At 36.6% G+C, this 17,555-nt stretch carries 14 protein-coding genes and 1 pseudogene; 5 read left to right on the top strand and 10 right to left on the bottom strand.

Features of this window, described 5'->3' with window-relative positions; all coding sequences use genetic code 11:
* Positions 1 to 103: 103 nt before the first annotated feature.
* The 4 genes and pseudogenes from H9Q20_RS10350 to H9Q20_RS10335 form a co-directional block, all read right to left on the bottom strand.
* On the bottom strand, positions 104 to 685 hold the full coding sequence (locus H9Q20_RS10350) for a hypothetical protein (protein WP_187477666.1): 582 nt from the start codon (positions 683 to 685) through the stop codon (positions 104 to 106).
* A 155-nt stretch (positions 686 to 840) separates the two neighbouring features.
* Positions 841 to 1,466: pseudogene (locus H9Q20_RS10345) on the bottom strand (CatA-like O-acetyltransferase).
* 1,294 nt (positions 1,467 to 2,760) lie between these two features.
* Positions 2,761 to 3,291 carry a GNAT family N-acetyltransferase gene (locus H9Q20_RS10340; RefSeq protein WP_187477665.1) on the bottom strand — a complete coding sequence of 177 codons (531 nt, stop codon included), beginning with the start codon at positions 3,289 to 3,291 and terminating at the stop codon, positions 2,761 to 2,763.
* Positions 3,292 to 3,293: 2 nt separating this feature from the next.
* Positions 3,294 to 3,986 carry an HAD family hydrolase gene (locus tag H9Q20_RS10335; RefSeq protein WP_187477664.1) on the bottom strand — a complete coding sequence of 231 codons (693 nt, stop codon included), beginning with the start codon at positions 3,984 to 3,986 and terminating at the stop codon, positions 3,294 to 3,296.
* A 226-nt stretch (positions 3,987 to 4,212) separates the two neighbouring features.
* Here H9Q20_RS10335 and H9Q20_RS10330 point away from each other — a divergent pair, with 226 nt between their 5' ends.
* Positions 4,213 to 4,779 carry a Crp/Fnr family transcriptional regulator gene (locus H9Q20_RS10330; RefSeq protein WP_187477663.1) on the top strand — a complete coding sequence of 189 codons (567 nt, stop codon included), beginning with the start codon at positions 4,213 to 4,215 and terminating at the stop codon, positions 4,777 to 4,779.
* A gap of 100 nt (positions 4,780 to 4,879) precedes the next feature.
* On the opposite strand, the gene hutH is transcribed toward H9Q20_RS10330, so the two are convergent.
* Positions 4,880 to 6,373 (bottom strand): histidine ammonia-lyase, encoded by a 1,494-nt coding sequence (hutH, locus tag H9Q20_RS10325; protein WP_124639877.1) that lies wholly within the window; start codon positions 6,371 to 6,373, stop codon positions 4,880 to 4,882.
* A gap of 128 nt (positions 6,374 to 6,501) precedes the next feature.
* On the opposite strand from hutH, the gene uvrC reads away from it, so the two are divergent.
* Positions 6,502 to 8,292: an excinuclease ABC subunit UvrC gene (uvrC, locus tag H9Q20_RS10320; RefSeq protein WP_187477662.1), complete on the top strand. Its 1,791-nt coding sequence runs from the start codon at positions 6,502 to 6,504 to the stop codon at positions 8,290 to 8,292.
* A 277-nt stretch (positions 8,293 to 8,569) separates the two neighbouring features.
* Here uvrC and rpoN read toward each other — a convergent pair whose 3' ends face one another.
* The 5 genes from rpoN to H9Q20_RS10295 form a co-directional block, all read right to left on the bottom strand.
* Positions 8,570 to 10,048: an RNA polymerase factor sigma-54 gene (rpoN, locus tag H9Q20_RS10315; RefSeq protein ID WP_187477661.1), complete on the bottom strand. Its 1,479-nt coding sequence runs from the start codon at positions 10,046 to 10,048 to the stop codon at positions 8,570 to 8,572.
* A 125-nt stretch (positions 10,049 to 10,173) separates the two neighbouring features.
* Positions 10,174 to 11,622 carry an asparagine--tRNA ligase gene (asnS, locus tag H9Q20_RS10310; protein ID WP_187477660.1) on the bottom strand — a complete coding sequence of 483 codons (1,449 nt, stop codon included), beginning with the start codon at positions 11,620 to 11,622 and terminating at the stop codon, positions 10,174 to 10,176.
* A 120-nt stretch (positions 11,623 to 11,742) separates the two neighbouring features.
* The gene (gene rimM / locus H9Q20_RS10305) at positions 11,743 to 12,285 is read right to left on the bottom strand and encodes a ribosome maturation factor RimM (RefSeq protein WP_124639868.1); all 543 of its coding nucleotides are present in this window, start codon (positions 12,283 to 12,285) and stop codon (positions 11,743 to 11,745) included.
* Positions 12,286 to 12,355: 70 nt separating this feature from the next.
* Entirely contained in the window at positions 12,356 to 12,898 is a 543-nt protein-coding gene (locus H9Q20_RS10300) for a 30S ribosomal protein S16 (RefSeq protein ID WP_124639866.1), read from the bottom strand.
* Between the two features lie 102 nt (positions 12,899 to 13,000).
* Positions 13,001 to 13,519, bottom strand: coding sequence for a nitroreductase (locus tag H9Q20_RS10295; protein WP_124639864.1), 519 nt, complete (start codon positions 13,517 to 13,519; stop codon positions 13,001 to 13,003).
* A 199-nt stretch (positions 13,520 to 13,718) separates the two neighbouring features.
* Between H9Q20_RS10295 and H9Q20_RS10290 the strand changes: the two genes are divergently transcribed.
* The 3 genes from H9Q20_RS10290 (at position 13,719) to H9Q20_RS10280 (ending at position 17,330) form a co-directional block, all read left to right on the top strand.
* Positions 13,719 to 15,656 (top strand): LTA synthase family protein, encoded by a 1,938-nt coding sequence (locus H9Q20_RS10290; RefSeq protein WP_124639862.1) that lies wholly within the window; start codon positions 13,719 to 13,721, stop codon positions 15,654 to 15,656.
* A gap of 112 nt (positions 15,657 to 15,768) precedes the next feature.
* Positions 15,769 to 16,188, top strand: coding sequence for a DUF2147 domain-containing protein (locus H9Q20_RS10285; protein WP_124639860.1), 420 nt, complete (start codon positions 15,769 to 15,771; stop codon positions 16,186 to 16,188).
* Between the two features lie 158 nt (positions 16,189 to 16,346).
* Positions 16,347 to 17,330 (top strand): pyruvate dehydrogenase complex E1 component subunit beta, encoded by a 984-nt coding sequence (locus H9Q20_RS10280; RefSeq protein WP_187477659.1) that lies wholly within the window; start codon positions 16,347 to 16,349, stop codon positions 17,328 to 17,330.
* Positions 17,331 to 17,555 lie beyond the last annotated feature (225 nt).

Below are 17,555 nucleotides of genomic sequence, written 5' to 3'. Positions count from 1 at the left end.
GCAGCTTTTCCGCCTTCCGTTCCCGCTTTTTTGTTCCGCAGGGCTCCACAAAAAGAGCTCCACTCAAGTCGGGCTGCGTTGGGGAGATCACATTAAATGAAATCTACTTTTCAAAATCTTGAATATTGTTATCCAACGACCACTTGTTTCTCAAATTATAATTCGTAGAATCGGTATCAACAATAATGGAAAAAGTTAAATGATAATCTACGGCAATACTAGAAAATAGTGCGTTGTGCCAGGTTTTAAATTCTTCTTTTCTAAACATTCTTTTTATCTGATTGCAAATTTTTTCATCAGATGCTTCAATGCATTTAAAGCTTCCCGCTATTCCGTTTTTCTTAACAACGATAGACATTAAATTCTTACCTCGTTTTATATTTTTCAAATTCAAATTAGAATTAACTAAAGCTGTAAAATGCGTCGTTTTAGAGTTTAATCTCGGAATTTCGGTTACCCTACAATCAAGAACCATATACGAAATGCTCGGATTAATTTTCATCATGCTATCGTTCTTTTTTTTTTGTTTTGAAATTTCATCCACCTGAGTTTTCAACAACTTATAGCTTTTTTTATCAAAGATAAATTTACCTTTTTCAACAACCAACTTCGCTTCTAATTGTTCTTGACCAAAAATCATTAACGGAAATGCAAACAACAAGCTCAAAAAAAACTTAATATTCATGACGATTTTATTTAATTACAATTGTGCACTTTGCAATGGAACGGGTTTCTAAAACCAAATTCCGTGCTGGGACAGCTTTTCAAATTTATTAAAATATTCCTAACAGAGCACTTCCCTACTCTCTTGCAATTTGTTCGTTATCGATTCCGTATTTTTCATTCGGCATTTAAGAGGTTTTGAAATTTTTCAACAAACTGACCTACATGATATCCGTCCATGAGTGCGTGATGTCCATGAATAGAAACAGACATTTCTTTCACACCATTATTTTCAGTCATTTTACCAAAAGTTATTTTTGGACAAGAATCGGGATGCGAAAAACTTCTTGCATGAGAAATACTGGTAAAATCCAACCATGGAACGGCAGAAAAATGAATGACATTTTCTCCGGAAACAGCCGGTAATAAACTGTTTGAATTTCTTACCTTTTCAATTTCCTGCAATGCTTTTTCGTAAAACATATTTTCATCTTCTAAATAATCCATATATGCAAAGCCAAATGTTCCGTCCGGCCGATTGATGGTTGGCGAAGCGTTTATACTTGCAAAATCATAAGGTTGATTCTCAATGATTCGATATCTAAAATTTTCTACTTCATTAGCGGCTTTCAAGGCACTGTACAAGTAGTACAAGAAAAAAGAAACGCCTTTTTCTTTTGCCTTTTGATAGGCAGTGGTGCAATCCACTTTTACAGTTACCCCAAAAAGGGTTCTTCAAATTTTGAGAAGAAAAGGAAATGCTCTTTTCTGTTCCAAGCATCAAGGTCTATTAATTTTTTCATTTTTAATCTTATTTTTTATCTAAGTACATTATCAAAATTGTAACACAAGAATAATCATTTTATTAAACCACATAGGAACATAGGACATATAGCAATAAGGCGGTTAAGTGGCACATAGTGTCCGTCAAAGACGGACATCTATTGTGCTGCTAAAATATTTCTTTTCGCAAAAAATACTTCCTATGGGTCTATGTGGTTTAAATTTCAATGTTATTTTTTTTGTCATTAAGTTTTCATTCAAAAAACGATATATTGTAACACAAAATTAATCATTTGATTAAACCACATAGGAACATAGAACATATAGCACTAGGACTGCATAGCTATACATAGTGTCCGTCACAGACGGACTTCTATTGTGTAGCTAAAATAATTCTTTTCGCAAAAAATACTTCCTATGGGTCTATGTGGTTTAAATTTCAATGTTATTTTTTTTGTCATTAAGTTTTCATTCAAAAAACGATATATTGTAACACAAAATTAATCATTTGATTAAACCACATAGGAACATAGGACATATAGCAATAAGGCGGTTAAGTGGCACATAGTGTCCGTCAAAGACGGACATCTATTGTGCTGCTAAAATATTTCTTTTCGCAAAAAATACTTCCTATGGGTCTATGTGGTTTAAATTTCAATGTTATTTTTTTTGTCATTAAGTTTTCATTCAAAAAACGATATATTGTAACACAAAATTAATCATTTGATTAAACCACATAGGAACATAGAACATATAGCACTAGGACTGCATAGCTATACATAGTGTCCGTCACAGACGGACTTCTATTGTGTAGCTAAAATAATTCTTTTCGCAAAAAATACTTCCTATGGGTCTATGTGGTTTAAATTTCAATGTTATTTTTTTTGTCATTAAGTTTTCATTCAAAAAACGATATATTGTAACACAAAATTAATCATTTGATTAAACCACATAGGAACATAGAACATATAGCACTAGGACTGCATAGCTATACATAGTGTCCGTCACAGACGGACTTCTATTGTGTAGCTAAAATATTTCTTTTCGCAAAAAACACTTCCTATGGGTCTATGTGGTTTATATTTCATTGTTATGTTTTTTGTCATTAAGTTTTCATTCAAAAAACGATATATTGTAACACAAAATTAATCATTTGATTAAACCACATAGGAACATAGAACATATAGCACTAGGACTGCATAGCTATACATAGTGTCCGTCACAGACGGACTTCTATTGTGTAGCTAAAATATTTCTTTTCGCAAAAAACACTTCCTATGGGTCTATGTGGTTTATATTTCATTGTTATGTTTATTATTCAAAAAATTCTTTTGGGTAAATCACTTTTCCTGCTTTGTTTTTTAAAGCATCAGGAACAAGTTCTATCGCCATACAATTTTCTTTAGGTGCTTCAAACGGAAGAGAAATATTGAAATGATGTAAAAGTTGATATCCAAACTTTGGATAATAATTTTCGTGTCCCAATAAAACAACCGACTCATAGCCTAAGTCTTTAGCAATGTGATGGGCTTCCACTATCAATTTACTTCCAATTCCTTGTTTTTGAAATTCTGGCAAAACGGCTACAGGTGCCAATGCTAAAGAAGTGATGCTTTCTGTTTTGGTTTCAATACTGATTTTCGTAAGCAGAATATAGCCAACAATTTGGAGGTTTATATCTGCAACTAATGACAATTCCGGAACAAATCCATCGGATTTTCTCAGTCTTTCCACCAAAAATTGTTCTTTTTTATCGCTTAAAATTTCATCGCGAAATGCCTGTTCTATCAAATCAAATACGATAGGATAATCAGCGGATGTTTCTTGTCTAATATTAATTTTCATGGCTATTTCAGATAATTTATAATTTCATTAATGGATTTCAGCTGGATAAAATTCTCGTGCTTCAAATGGGTTTCGTGTTGCTCGTGCGTCCAAGTTACATGGTAGGGAATATGAGCCGCATTGCCACCCAATTCTAAAACCGGAATAATGTCGGATTTAATGGAATTGCCCAACATTAAAAAGTTTTCGGGTTGACAATCCAAATGCTTGAACAGTTTTTGATAATCACTCTCTTTTTTCTCACTCATAATTTCTATGTGATGAAAGTAATGTTCTAACCCAGAGTTTTTCAATTTTCTTTTCTGGTCTAACAAATCGCCTTTGGTGGCAACTACCAATTTAAAATCGCCATTCAAGGCTTCCAAAGTTTCGGAAACACCTGGCAGTAATTCAATAGGCTTTTGCAGCAAATCGTGCCCAATTTCAATGATTTTATCAATGACATTTAAAGAAACGGTTCTGTCCGAAACTCGGTTTGCGGTTTCTATCATACACAACAAAAAACCTTTAATCCCGTAACCGTAAAGATGTAAATTCTTCATTTCGGTTTTAAAAAGTTCTTGCGAAATGGTATGTTGCGGATGGTAATTTTCAAGCAAAGCACAGAATTGTTTTTCGGCTTCTTGAAAGTAAGGTTCATTTACCCATAAGGTATCATCGGCATCGAAGGCTATGATTTTTATATCTTTTTTCATTTCTTTATTTGCTAAATTTGTTTTTAATATCTGACAAAAAATACAATAGATATCCGTCTTTGACGGATACTAAGTGTAACTATGCAGTCTTATTGCTATCTAGACTATGTTACTATGTGGTTTAATAAACAAATTATCATGGGTTAAGATTTTTGTCAAGTACTTGTGAATTGCAAAGTTCAGCAAAATTAAATTTAGTAAAAAGGACATTTGTCCCAAGGGTTTTATGTTAAAAACAAACGAAACATTTTTTAGCTATTTATCAGCACTTTACGAAAGCCAAAATCGTAAAGAAGCTATCATTTTAAAAAAATGTAGGAAAGGAGAAAGGTTGCTTTCTCAAAATGAAGCACTCGCAAAAGTAATGCTGATTGTTGATGGCATCACCAAATGTTATTTTACAGAAGATAACGACAAAGAATACATTATTGAATTTTTAGGGAAAGGTGAAATTATTGGAGAAGTGGAATTGATTCGTAATATTCCATGTCTGTGTGCTGTTGAAGCGATGACGGATATTTCTTATTTCGCTATTGATAAATTTTATTTTTCAACACTTCTCAAAGCAGATATTCAGTTGAATCAGCTACTTTTAGATAGTTTTGCAAAACGAATTGTAGATACTGCTAGTCGGGCTTCTTATCAGCAATTATACACGGTTGAACATAGTTTAACCAAGCTGATGGAATTGCAGACCCAACAAAATATTTCTCTTTCAAAAGAAGAAATGGCTTCTTATTTAGGAATTACCGTCAGAACTTTGAACCGGGCAATGAAAAACTTTGAAGAATAAGATTTTTTTAATAAACAATTCCGTTAGAAAGTTTACAGATAAAAGCCACCTCTAATGATAAATTGAGATGGCTTAGTATTCACTTAGGAAGTCTGTATTTTTAGACCGTAACTTTCAATTTTCTTTCGCAGATCAGATCAGCAATTGCCAAAATATCTTTACCTATCAATCGGTCATCTTCTAATTTAGTCACTTTTTCGCGGATAATTTTGAAATTTTCTTCAACAATTTTAGAGGATTTCAAAGGTCTTCTAAACTCCAAACCTTGAGCAGCAAACATCAATTCAACAGCAAAAATATTTTCTAAATTCCCCAACACTTGGTTGAATTTTCTACCGGAAATACTTCCCATACTCACATGATCTTCTTGTCCCAAACTGGTTGGTACAGAGTCGGCAGAAGCAGGGAAACAAAGGGTTTTGTTTTCAGTAACCAATGCTGCAGTAGTGTACTGCGGGATCATGAATCCCGAGTTGAGGCCGGAACTTTCTATCAATAATTTTGGCAAACCGTATTTTCCTTCCAACAAAAGATAGGATCTTCTGTCCGAAATATTCCCTAATTCTGCAGCAGCCAGAGTTGCATAATCCAGCGGCATCGCCATGGGTTGTCCGTGGAAATTACCTCCGGAAATTGCTTCTTCATTGGAGATTACAATCGGGTTATCGGTAACCGAATTCAGCTCTATTTCTGCCATTTCTCTCAAGTGTTCGTAGGCATTTCTACTTGCACCGTGCACTTGCGGAACACATCTCATGGAGTACGGATCCTGCACCCTTCCACAATCTTCATGGTATTTTAAATTCTCTGAACCTTTTAAAAATTTCAACATTCTTGCAGCCACTTTCTTTGTCCCCTTGTACGGACGAATTTCGTGCAATTCTTTTTTGAAAGGACTGGCAGAACCTTGGTATGCTTCCAAAGACATGGCAGCAGAAAGATCGGCAAGATCCAATAGATATCCAAATTTGTCCAAACCAGCAATCGCATGAGAAAGGATAAATTGAGTTCCGTTAATCAATGCCAAACCTTCTTTAGCTTGTAATTTTAAAGGCTTTATTTTGTGTTTTTTAAGTACGGAAAGGGTGTCGGTTGGTACACCTGCATCCCAAACCTGACCGTAACCCAAAAGAGGTAAAACCAAATGTGAAAGTGGAGCCAAATCTCCAGAAGCACCTACAGAACCTTGCTCTGGAACCACCGGGATAATGTCCATTTCCAACATCAAGATCATTCGCTCTACCACATCCATAGAAATACCAGAAAAACCTTTGGAAAGTGCATGGATCTTGGCCACCATCATGATTTTTGATAAGTCTTTAGCAATGGGTTTGCCCACACCAACAGCGTGAGAAATAATTAAATTTTCCTGAAGCTTTGCCGTTTCGTTTTCTGAAATTTTGGTATCACAAAGCGGTCCAAACCCTGTATTGATCCCGTAAACGGTCTTGTCAGAAGCCACAATTTTCTGAACATTATTATACGAATTTAGGATTTGTTCTTTGGATTTTTTATTCAGTTTTGCTTTTTTAGGATTTTGGATAATTTCCAAAACATCTTCTATCGAAAAATGATCTATTCCGTAAATTTTCATTGTTGTAAATTTTGGCTAAAAATACGGCTTTTTTAGGAGCTTATAAAATTATTCTCCTTCAATTCTTCAAATGAAATTTTTGATCTTAACAATCCGATAAAAAGGACAATTTTTCTTATTTTTGAAAGATGAATGCCCAACTAGAACTCCAATTAAAAACCCTTTCTTCCGAACCCGGAGTGTACCGATATTACGACAAGGACAACCAATTGTTGTATGTGGGCAAAGCTAAAAACCTAAAAAAAAGAGTCCTTTCCTACTTCAACAAAACCGTTTCTGGATACAAAACCAAAATAATGGTTGGGAAAATCCACCGTTTAGAAACCACCATTGTCCCCAGCGAATACGATGCCCTTTTGCTAGAAAACAACCTGATCAAAGAGCACCAACCCTTCTACAACATCATGATGAAGGACGACAAAACCTACCCGTGGATTTGTATAAAAAATGAAAATTTCCCAAGAGTTTTCCTTACCCGAAACAAGGTAAAAGACGGATCGGAATATTACGGCCCTTATGCCAAAGTAAGACCCGCAAAAGTCCTGCTAGAAACCATAAAAAACATCTACAGACTTCGAACCTGCACTCTGGATCTTTCACAAAAAAAAATTGACGAAGGCAAATACAAAGTCTGCTTGGAGTACCACATCAAAAACTGTGATGGTCCCTGCGAAGGATTGGAAAGCCTGGAGCATTATCAGAAAAAAGTAGAGGCCATCCGTGGGATTATTAAAGGCGATTTCAGAATCGCAAAACAATACCTTTTGGAAGAAATGATGGAGTTTGCCAAAAATCTGGAATTCGAAAAGGCACAAATGACCAAAGAAAAACTGGAACTTTTAGAAGACTACCAAGCCAAACACACCGTGGTGAGCCCCACCATTGACGATGTAGATGTTTTCGGGATGTGCAGCGACGAAACGGCAGTTTTTGTTAACTATTTTAAAATCCGAAACGGAAACATCATACAGAGTTATACCACGGAAATAAAAAAAATATTGGAAGAAAGCGATGAAGAAATCTTGGAAGAAGCCATGATTGAAATACGAAGAAAATTCAACTCCAATTCCAAAGAAATCCTCTTGCCCTTCCACCTGAGTACAGAAATCCCCAATGTAAAATTGTTGGTCCCGAAAATGGGCGACAAAAAAAGAATTGTGGAACTTTCCGAACAAAATGCTAAGGAATACCGAGTTGAAAAACTAAAACAAATACAAATTGTAGATCCGGACCGACACACCAATCGTGTGATGGCCGAGATGAAAAAACTCTTAAAAATGCCTGTAGAACCTCGGCACATCGAAGGTTTCGACAACTCCAACATTCAAGGCACCAATCCCGTTTCGGCCTGTGTGGTTTTTAAAAATGGTAAACCCAGCAAAGCCGACTATCGAATTTTCCACCCAAAAAAGGTGGAAGGTCCCAACGATTTTGCCACCATGGAAGAGGTGATCCTCAGAAGGTACTCCAGACTTTTGGATGAAGGCGGAGATTTGCCACAACTGATCCTGATTGACGGTGGAAAAGGCCAACTTTCTTCGGCCATAAAAAGTTTGAAAATATTGGGATTGTACGGCAAGATCACCATCATTGGTATCGCCAAAAGGTTGGAAGAAATCTACTTCCCGAACGATCCCGATCCGTTGTATTTGGACAAAAAATCCGAAACCTTAAAAGTCCTTCAACGCGTCCGTGACGAGTCGCATCGGTTTGGGATAAAGCACCACAGAACCCGCAGAAAAAATTCTACCATAAAATCCGAATTGGAAGAAATTCCGGGTGTGGGAGAAAAAACGATTGAGCAACTTTTACAAAAACTAAAGTCGGTAAAACGCGTAAAAGAATCTACAATAGAAGCCTTGGAGGAAATTGTAGGCAAAGCCAAAGCCAAAGTGATTTGGGAGTATTTTAACAGCTAAATTTTTCCCACGAACAGAAAATTACATTTTTTCTGCAACTTTTTTTTGACACATTTTCATCAATAGGAAATCTGAAAGAATCTCGACTTTTGAATCTAGCCCGGATGGAAGCGGCATCCTTTTGTAGGCGATAGGAAAAGCCAAGGCACAAAAGATACAGCGGACAGCCGGTGGAATTTTGAAAATACGATCAATCTTGATGCTTCAAAAAAAAGAACCTTGCACGGATGCAAAGTTCTTTGTTGTATTGTTTTGATTTTTTATTGTTGAAATCGTACTAAAGTTCCTTTCTTAGCCTTGCCACAGGAATGTTGAGCTGCTCTCGGTATTTGGCAATGGTTCTTCTGGCAATATTATAGCCTTTGTCTTTGAGAACGGCTACCAATGCATCATCGGTGAGTGGTTTTCTTTTGTTTTCGTTGTCAATGGCTTCTTGCAAGAAAGTCTTAATCTCTTTGGTCGAAACCTCCTCTCCATCGTCGTTGGTGAGAGAGTCCGAGAACAGATCCTTCAGCAAGATAATTCCGTTGGGTGTGTCGGCGTATTTGCTTTTTACCACACGAGATATGGTGGAAATATCAAAACCTGTATCCTCGGCAATGTCCTTTAGAATCATGGGTTTCAGGGATTTTTCATCGCCTGTAATGAAGAATTCTTTTTGGATTTTCACAATTGCTGTTATGGTTTTCAGCAAGGTATTTTGCCTTTGGTTGATGGCGTCAATGTACCATTTTGCTGCATCCAATTTTTGTTTAATAAACAGTGCTGCCTGCTTGTGTTCTGTCGATTTTTTATCGTGGGAATAGGTTGTCAGAATATCTTTGTACTCATCAGAAACGCGAAGTGTAGGCGCATTTTTACTGTTCAACATCGCCAAGACTTCGGGTTTTCCATTTTTATTTTCACGAATCTGAATGACAAAATCCGGAATAATTTCTTGGTTGATGGTGATGGTTTGCGTATCAAAATTACCACCCACTTTTGGCGAAAGGTGGGCGATTTCGTCCAAGGCTTCTTTAAGATCCTCTTCTTCGATATCGTATTTTTGAATAATTTTATTGTAATGCTTGTTGGAAAGTGCTTCGAACTGATGTTTCAAAATATTGGCTGCCAATTGAACGGCTTTGTCGGCTACAACTTTTTTCTCGATTTGCAAGATCAAACATTCCTGAAGATTTCTGGCCCCGACTCCCGATGGATCCAACTTTTGGACATAATTTTCCAATACATTTTGCACTTGATCGATGGTGGTATAGACCCCTTGCGAAAAGGCCAAATCATCGACAATGGATTTCAGTTCACGGCGCAGATATCCGTCGTTGTCTAAGTTTCCGATGAGGTATTCGGCAATTTTCAGGTCTTCTTCTTCGATATGGATCAGGTGGATTTGCTCCATCAAATAATCGTACAAGGTTTGTCCTTCAGTCAGAAGACTTTGGCTATCAAACTCTTCATCGTCTGCCGAGTAGTTGCTGGAAGCGGTTTTGTAGGAAGGTTCGTCATCGTACAAATATTCGTCCACATCGAAATCGGTTTCTATGCTTTCGTTACCTTCTTCTTCATATTCTTTACCCAGCTCGTCAAAGTTTTCGTCTTTGTCGTCATCGCTCACTTTTTCCAAAGCAGGATTTTCTTCCAACTCACGCTCCAATTCTTGTTCAAACTCAAGGGTATGAAGCTGAATGAGCTTCATCAACTGAATTTGTTGAGGTGCGAGCTTTTGCCCGAGTTTCATTTGAAGGTGTTGCTTTAGCATGATCTAAGTATCGTTGTCTGTTGAAAAATGATGATGATAAAATATCAATTGACCGATTTGGTGAAATAAATTTACAACTATTTTACACAAATCGGTCAATGCTTAATTTTATATTTTTGTTTAAATTAAAACTCTGCCGTTTTTGGTGTTCTTGGGAAAGGAATTACATCTCGGATATTGGTCATCCCGGTGATGAAAAGTACCAATCTTTCCAATCCCAAACCGAAACCAGAATGCGGAACCGATCCAAATTTTCGGGTATCCAGATACCACCAAAGTTCGTGTTCGTCCACTTTCATTTTTTCCATTTTGGCTTTCAGTACCGATAGTTTTTCTTCTCTCTGCGATCCACCGATAATCTCGCCAATCCCAGGGAAAAGAACATCCATCGCTCTTACCGTTTTTCCATCTTCGTTCAGTTTCATGTAGAATGCTTTGATTTCTGCAGGATAATCAAACAAAACCACTGGACTTTCGAAATGTTTTTCTACCAAATATCTTTCGTGCTCACTTTGAAGATCGCAACCCCAAGCTTCTACAGGAAATTGGAATTTTCCTTTTTTATTTTCTTTGGAGTTCATCAAAATTTCGATGGCTTCGGAATAAGAAACTCTCATAAATCTCTTTTTCACCACATTCTCCAATTTTTCAATCAACCCTTCTTTGGCTCTATCTTTCTCTGGTTTTTGCTTTTGCTCTTCGGCAAACCTCTTGTCTAGGAATTCCAAATCGTCTTTGCAATTTTCTAGTACATACGAAATTACGAATTTCAAGAAATCTTCAGCAAGGTCGATGTTGTCTTCTAAATCGTTGAAGGCAACTTCCGGCTCTACCATCCAAAACTCGGCAAGGTGTCTTGTGGTGTTGGAGTTTTCTGCACGGAAAGTTGGTCCAAAAGTATATACCCTGCCCAATCCCATCATGGCCGTTTCTACATTGAGCTGTCCGGAAACGGTAAGGCTGGTTTTTTTACCAAAGAAATCCGACTCGTAATCTACAGATCCGTCTTCAGTTCTTGGCACTTCATTCAGGTCAAATCCTGTTACGCTGAACATTTCCCCAGCACCTTCGGCATCGGCACCGGTAATAAGAGGAGTGTGAATGTAGAAAAATTCGCCATCGTTGAAGAATTTGTGAATGGCAAAAGAAATGGCATGACGAATTCTAAATACGGCAGAAAACAAATTGGTTCTAAAACGCAAATGCGCCTGATCTCTAAGCACTTCTAAGGAATGCTTTTTAGGTTGAAGCACGGTTTTCTCCAAATCTTCAGAAAAATTATCGCCTAAAATTTCGATTTTCTTGGCAATAATTTCAATATTTTGTCCAGCACCTTGACTTTCTACCACTTCGCCAACAATTTTTAGAGAAGAGGCGGTTTTAATATTTTTAATGGTTTCTTCGTCAAAGGATTCAAAATCCACCACCACTTGTAAGTTGTTGATGGTAGAACCGTCGTTAAGGGCTATAAAACGGTTGGAACGGAATGCTCTAACCCAACCTTGCACGGTAATATCGTGATGAAGAACTTTTTTATAATCTGCTAATAAAGATTTTATCGTTTGTCTTTTCATTTGTAAAAATTCAATGAACCGCAAATTTAGTGATTTTTGGCTTAATTATTGTAAAGTGTGCGATTTCTATGCACAAAATGATTGAAATTATAGAGCGGAAAGCACATTCAATCTTTTTCCCTATTCGTCCCTAACGGCTTTTGTTAGAAACACATCCAACAAGCCGTCCGGCAACTGCATTTTTATTTTCTTTTCGTCTCTGTTAACCTCCAAAATCCAATCTTTGATGATGGGAATGATCACCTCTTTTCCATCCAAATCAAGAATAAAATAATGTTGAGCCGTTTGGTCGTTCACTTCTTTCACCACTCCACAATCCGTACCATCTTGATCCACAATAGAATACCCAACAACTTCGTGATAATAAAATTTCTTTCCTGTCAATATTGGCAAGGTCGATAGCGGGAGAAATACATTTTTCCCGATGCTTTGTTCCACCATTTGCTCACTTGCATTTTTAAACGAAATAATTTTAGTATCGTCTTTGGACCACTGCTGTTTTTCAATAAAAAAAGGAACTAACAATCCGTTTACTTCTAGAAAAACGCCTTCTAATCGATCGTAATGCGAAGGTTGGTCGGTATCTAATTTTAGGATTACATTGCCTTGCAAGCCGTGTTTTCTGGTGATTTTGCCTAAAAAATAGCAATCTTTTTTGTTCATAATAAATCTATAAAATAAGAGAGACGCGAATAAATCGCGTCTCTGCAAAGATAATTATTTTTATAATTTCTTAAGCTTCAGCTTGCTCTTCTCCTTCAGTTGCTGGAGTTTCTTCTGCTACTACTTCTTCAGTAGCTTCAGCTGCTGCTTTAGCATCGGCTTCAGCTTGAGCTGCTGCTGCGATTCTTGCTTCGTTTACTTTAACTTCTGCTTCCAAAGCTGCTTTTTTAGCGTCTGCTTTAGATTGTACCAATCCATCTACTTTACCTTGTACTTTAGCTTCTTTAGCTTCTACCCAAGCTGCAAATCTTTTTTCAGCTTCAGCTTCGTCGAAAGCACCTTTAGCTACACCACCTTGAAGATGTTTTTTGTACAAAGCACCTTTGTAAGAAAGGATTGCTCTAGCGGTATCGGACGGTTGTGCACCGTTGTTCAACCATTGTACTGCTGCATCTACATTCAAATCGATGGTTGCAGGGTTCGTGATTGGATTGTATGTTCCCAATTTCTCGATGAATTTACCATCTCTTTTTGCTCTTGAATCTGCTACTACGATGTGAAAGAAAGGTTTTCCTTTTTTACCGTGTCTTTGTAATCTGATTTTTACTGACATAATTGTTGTTTTTAAGGGATCTCGTCCCGATTAATATTTAAGTGTGCAAAAATAAGTTTTTTTTATTTATCACACAACAAAGTCTTTGACTAAAATTTATTTTTAATTTTCCGCTACATTACCAAGATAGAAAAGCCCGAGGCATTCTTGATTTTCTTCAAGTTCAAAATACGATTTCAGTTGATGAAAAACGGGATGCGAACTCCAATAACATCCCACCTTATGAGCGGTTGCTGTAAGATACATGTTTTGTACCGCCATGGAAACCGCTGCCACCTCTTCCCACTGAGGAACGAGCCCACTGTAATTAACAACGATAGGAATGATTGCTGAAGTCTGACTTATTTTATGGGCAAAATCGTCGTGTTTTTTTTGTAGAAACAAATGTTGCGGTGTGGTTTCTTTGTATATTTTTTGTATCTCCAAACTCAAGTTGGTCAATGCTTCGCCTTTCAACAAATGAAAACGCCAAGGTTTGGTTTTTTTATGATTGGGCGCAAAGTTTGATGATGACAAAATCTCCCCCAAAACCTCATCCTCAATGGGTTTCGAACTATAATTTTTAGGATAGATGCTTCTTCTATTTTCTATAATTTGTTTTAAAATCGTTGCTTCGTTCATGATTCAAATAAATTTTTACAAAAATACAAAAGAAGTGGACAGTTAGAAGGTTGAATTTAGATTTAAGACAATCCTATTAATATTCAAGAACTTACACATAAAAACATAAACAGAAATTGTTATAATTATTTATATTACTAAAATAGATTATTACCCATAAATCAATTTCAAATACAATGTAAAATCCTAAATTTGCAGCATGAAAATCTCCACGAAAGAAGTCCGAATACAGGAAATTGTCCTTTTATTTTATAGAATATTTTTAGTTTTTGTTTTTTATCAAATCGCCAGATTGCTGTTTTGGTGGTACAACAAAGAGCTCATCAAGGTCGATTCGGTTTCCGACTACCTCAGTTTGGCCTATCACGGCACCCAGTTCGATACCACCGCCATACTGTATGTCAATGGACTTTTTATTCTGCTCAGCATCCTGCCGTTGACCATAAACACTAAAAAAGTCTATCAGAAATTTTTGTTTTGGCTGTATTTCATCACCAACGGAATCGCTTTCATCATGAATTTTGGGGATTTTATTTATTTCAAATTTTCACAAGCACGACTGACCACCACTGCCCTTCATGTTGCACAAAACGAAACCAATATTTCTAAGGTTTTTGGGATTTCATTAATTCAAAATCCATCGGTTGCTGTTGCTTTTGTACTTTGCATGTCAATTTGGGTATTTCTCTATAAAAAATTAAGTGTTGACGAACAAAAACCTACAAAACTCATCCCTTACTTCATCAGCTCCATCGTTTCCCTTTGCGTCATTGTCACTTTAGCCATAGGTGGTATCCGGGGCGATTTCAAGCACAGCACACGACCTGTAAACCTGGTGGATGCCAACCGTTATGTCAAAAATCCGGTGCAGGCCAACCTGGTTCTTAATTCTGTTTTTTCATTTTTCAGAACCATGAATACCAATAATTTTGAATTGGTAAATTTTGTTGATGAAAAATACATCGACCAAAACATTGTCCCGTACAAAAGCTATCCCACCCGCAATGTAGAATCCAAACCCAACATCGTCATTTTTATATTAGAAAGTTTTGGCAAAGAATATTCCGGTGCCTTCAACAAGGACACAAAAATCAAAAATTTTGTTTCTTACACTCCTTTTGTAGATAGCCTTGCACAACACAGTATGATCTGGACCAATGCCTTTGCCAACGGCAGACAATCCATCCATGGGATGAGTTCTATCCTGGCCGGAATCCCCAGCCTGACGGATGCATTTACCAGCTCACCATTTTCCAATCAAAAAATACAATCCATAGTTTCCATCACCAACGAAATGGGCTACGACACCTCGTTTTACCACGGTGCTTCCAACGGCAGTATGGGATTTTTAGGCTTTGGGAACATCTTGGGTTTCAAACATTATTTTGGGAAAACAGAATACAACAACGATCAGGATTTTGATGGGATTTGGGGGATTTGGGACGAGCCGTTCTTCCAATATTTCGCTAAAAATTTGGATAAAACCAAACAACCTTTCATGTCCACACTTTTCAGCGTATCCTCTCATCATCCTTTTAAGGTACCGGAAAAATATAAAGGCAAATTCAAAAAAGGACCGTTAGAAATCCACGAACCGATTGGATATACCGATTTTGCCTTGAAGAAATTCTTTGAAACCGCCAAAAAAATGCCTTGGTACCACAACACCATTTTTGTTTTGGTTGCCGACCACACCAACCAAATTGGCTATCCAGAATACGAAAAAGCAATGAATCGTTTTGCCATTCCGGTTTTATTTTACTCGCCCAATCCCAAATACAACTTGACGGGAAACATCACAAAGACCACGCAACAAATGGACATTTACCCAACTTTAGCAGATCTGATTGGTTATCCTAAAAAAATTAGATCTTGGGGACAAAGTGTACTTTCGGAAAACCAAGGTACACCAATTGTTGTAAACTCCGATTCGGTGATGGAAAACTTCATTATCGGGAATTTCATTTATCGTTTTGATGGAAAAAATGTAGTCGCAGTGTATAAAAAAGATGACCTGAATATGGAAAACAACATTTTGGGAAAAATAAAAAATCCTGAAATAGACAAAGGAATTACACTATCCAAGGCTTGGTACCAAGACTACATGAATAGGGTGATCAATAGAAAGCTAAACTAACAACAATCTTTTAAAACCTTTGGCATATTTATTGAAAATCAGACAACAAATAATAAAAATGTTTATTATTTGAAAAAATTATTTAATTTTAACCAAATAAATATTAAACGATATGAAAAAATTATTTTTTGCATTTGGAGCCTTGCTGATGGGTACGCTTTCTTATGCACAAATAGAAGGAAAATGGAAAACGATAGACGATGAAACAGGAAAAGCAAAATCCATCATCGAAATTTATAAAAAATCGGACGGCAAATATTATGGAAAAATATCCCAACTCCTAACAAAGCCAGAACACGACACTTGTGTAAAATGCAAGGACGACAGAAAAAATAAACCATTGATTGGTTTGGAAATCGTAAGAGATCTTAGTAAAGATGGAGATGAATTTTCTGGCGGCACCATCACAGATCCTAAAAATGGAAAAGTCTATAAATGCATTATTAAAAAAGACGGCAACAACCTGAATGTAAGAGGCTACATCGGATTCTCATTAATCGGAAGAAGTCAAATTTGGCATAAAGCGAATTAAATTTAACATAAAATAACACCCACCAAGACCATCCCAAAAAAAAGGATGGTCTTGGCATTTAAACTGTATTGAAAGTAGAAAATTTTCTAAAATTAAAAATGAATTCACAACATAATAAGAAAATCGTTAATTTTGCAGTTCAAATTTAAAATTAAACTATGGCAGAATATACTTTTCGTGAAGTAATTGCACAAGCAATGAGCGAAGAAATGCGCAAAGACGAGTCGATTTATTTGATGGGTGAAGAAGTAGCAGAGTACAACGGTGCTTACAAAGCTTCTAAAGGAATGTTGGACGAGTTTGGTCCCAAAAGAGTGATAGACACCCCCATTGCCGAACTTGGTTTTGCCGGTATTTCTGTAGGTGCTGCCATGAACGGCAACCGACCGATTGTTGAGTTCATGACCTTTAACTTCTCGTTGGTAGGGATTGACCAAATCATCAACAATGCTGCAAAAATTAGACAAATGAGCGGTGGACAATGGAACTGCCCTATCGTTTTCCGTGGTCCAACGGCATCTGCGGGACAATTGGGAGCCACACACTCACAAGCGTTGGAAAGCTGGTACGCCAACTGTCCGGGACTGAAAGTGGTAGTACCGTCTAACCCTTACGATGCAAAAGGATTGTTGAAAACAGCCATTCAAGATAATGACCCTGTAATTTTCATGGAATCCGAACAAATGTACGGTGACAAAATGGAAATTCCAGAAGAAGAATATTACATCCCAATTGGAAAAGCCGATATCAAAAAAGAAGGTAAAGATGTTACTTTGGTATCTTTTGGTAAAATTATGAAATTGGCTCTTCAAGCAGCTGAAGACATGGAAAAAGAAGGAATTTCTGTGGAGGTTATCGACCTAAGAACGGTACGACCTTTGGATTACGAAACCGTATTAACTTCTGTAAGAAAAACCAACCGTTTGGTTATATTGGAAGAGGCTTGGCCATTTGCAAGTGTTGCTTCGGAAATTACTTACATGGTTCAGCAAAAAGCTTTCGATTATTTGGATGCCCCAATCAAAAGAATCACCACTCCAGATGCACCTGCACCTTATTCTGCAGCTTTATTTGCAGAATGGTTTCCAAAATTGGAAAAGGTAAAAGAAGAAATCAAAAAAGCAATGTATATAAAAGCATAAATCTAAACATACCAATTAAGACGCATTTATTTGCGTCTTTTTTTGTTTAAACACGGTTTTTTTATATTTTTATTATGCTTTTTTCATTCAACAACAAAAGCAAACAAGTTAATAACCAAATACTTAAACAATAGCCACAGTAATTTATTTACAATTCTATCATTTAAGCAATGATAAAAAACCGCTCGATTTAAAAATAAATTTATATTTGCAAATTATTTTCAG

Source organism: Amniculibacterium sp. G2-70, assembly GCF_014353055.1.
GTDB lineage: Bacteria > Bacteroidota > Bacteroidia > Flavobacteriales > Weeksellaceae > Amniculibacterium > Amniculibacterium aquaticum.
The sequence above is the reverse complement of the archived record's forward strand: the minus strand, read 5'-3'. Positions and strand labels throughout refer to the sequence as shown.

Coding starts and splice junctions, on each gene's coding strand:
- H9Q20_RS10350 (WP_187477666.1), bottom strand. CDS start 685: ATGAATATTAAGTTTTTTTTGAGCTTGTTGTTTGCATTTCCGTTAATG.
- H9Q20_RS10340 (WP_187477665.1), bottom strand. CDS start 3,291: ATGAAAATTAATATTAGACAAGAAACATCCGCTGATTATCCTATCGTA.
- H9Q20_RS10335 (WP_187477664.1), bottom strand. CDS start 3,986: ATGAAAAAAGATATAAAAATCATAGCCTTCGATGCCGATGATACCTTA.
- H9Q20_RS10330 (WP_187477663.1), top strand. CDS start 4,213: ATGTTAAAAACAAACGAAACATTTTTTAGCTATTTATCAGCACTTTAC.
- hutH (WP_124639877.1), bottom strand. CDS start 6,373: ATGAAAATTTACGGAATAGATCATTTTTCGATAGAAGATGTTTTGGAA.
- uvrC (WP_187477662.1), top strand. CDS start 6,502: ATGAATGCCCAACTAGAACTCCAATTAAAAACCCTTTCTTCCGAACCC.
- rpoN (WP_187477661.1), bottom strand. CDS start 10,048: ATGCTAAAGCAACACCTTCAAATGAAACTCGGGCAAAAGCTCGCACCT.
- asnS (WP_187477660.1), bottom strand. CDS start 11,622: ATGAAAAGACAAACGATAAAATCTTTATTAGCAGATTATAAAAAAGTT.
- rimM (WP_124639868.1), bottom strand. CDS start 12,285: ATGAACAAAAAAGATTGCTATTTTTTAGGCAAAATCACCAGAAAACAC.
- H9Q20_RS10300 (WP_124639866.1), bottom strand. CDS start 12,898: ATGTCAGTAAAAATCAGATTACAAAGACACGGTAAAAAAGGAAAACCT.
- H9Q20_RS10295 (WP_124639864.1), bottom strand. CDS start 13,519: ATGAACGAAGCAACGATTTTAAAACAAATTATAGAAAATAGAAGAAGC.
- H9Q20_RS10290 (WP_124639862.1), top strand. CDS start 13,719: ATGAAAATCTCCACGAAAGAAGTCCGAATACAGGAAATTGTCCTTTTA.
- H9Q20_RS10285 (WP_124639860.1), top strand. CDS start 15,769: ATGAAAAAATTATTTTTTGCATTTGGAGCCTTGCTGATGGGTACGCTT.
- H9Q20_RS10280 (WP_187477659.1), top strand. CDS start 16,347: ATGGCAGAATATACTTTTCGTGAAGTAATTGCACAAGCAATGAGCGAA.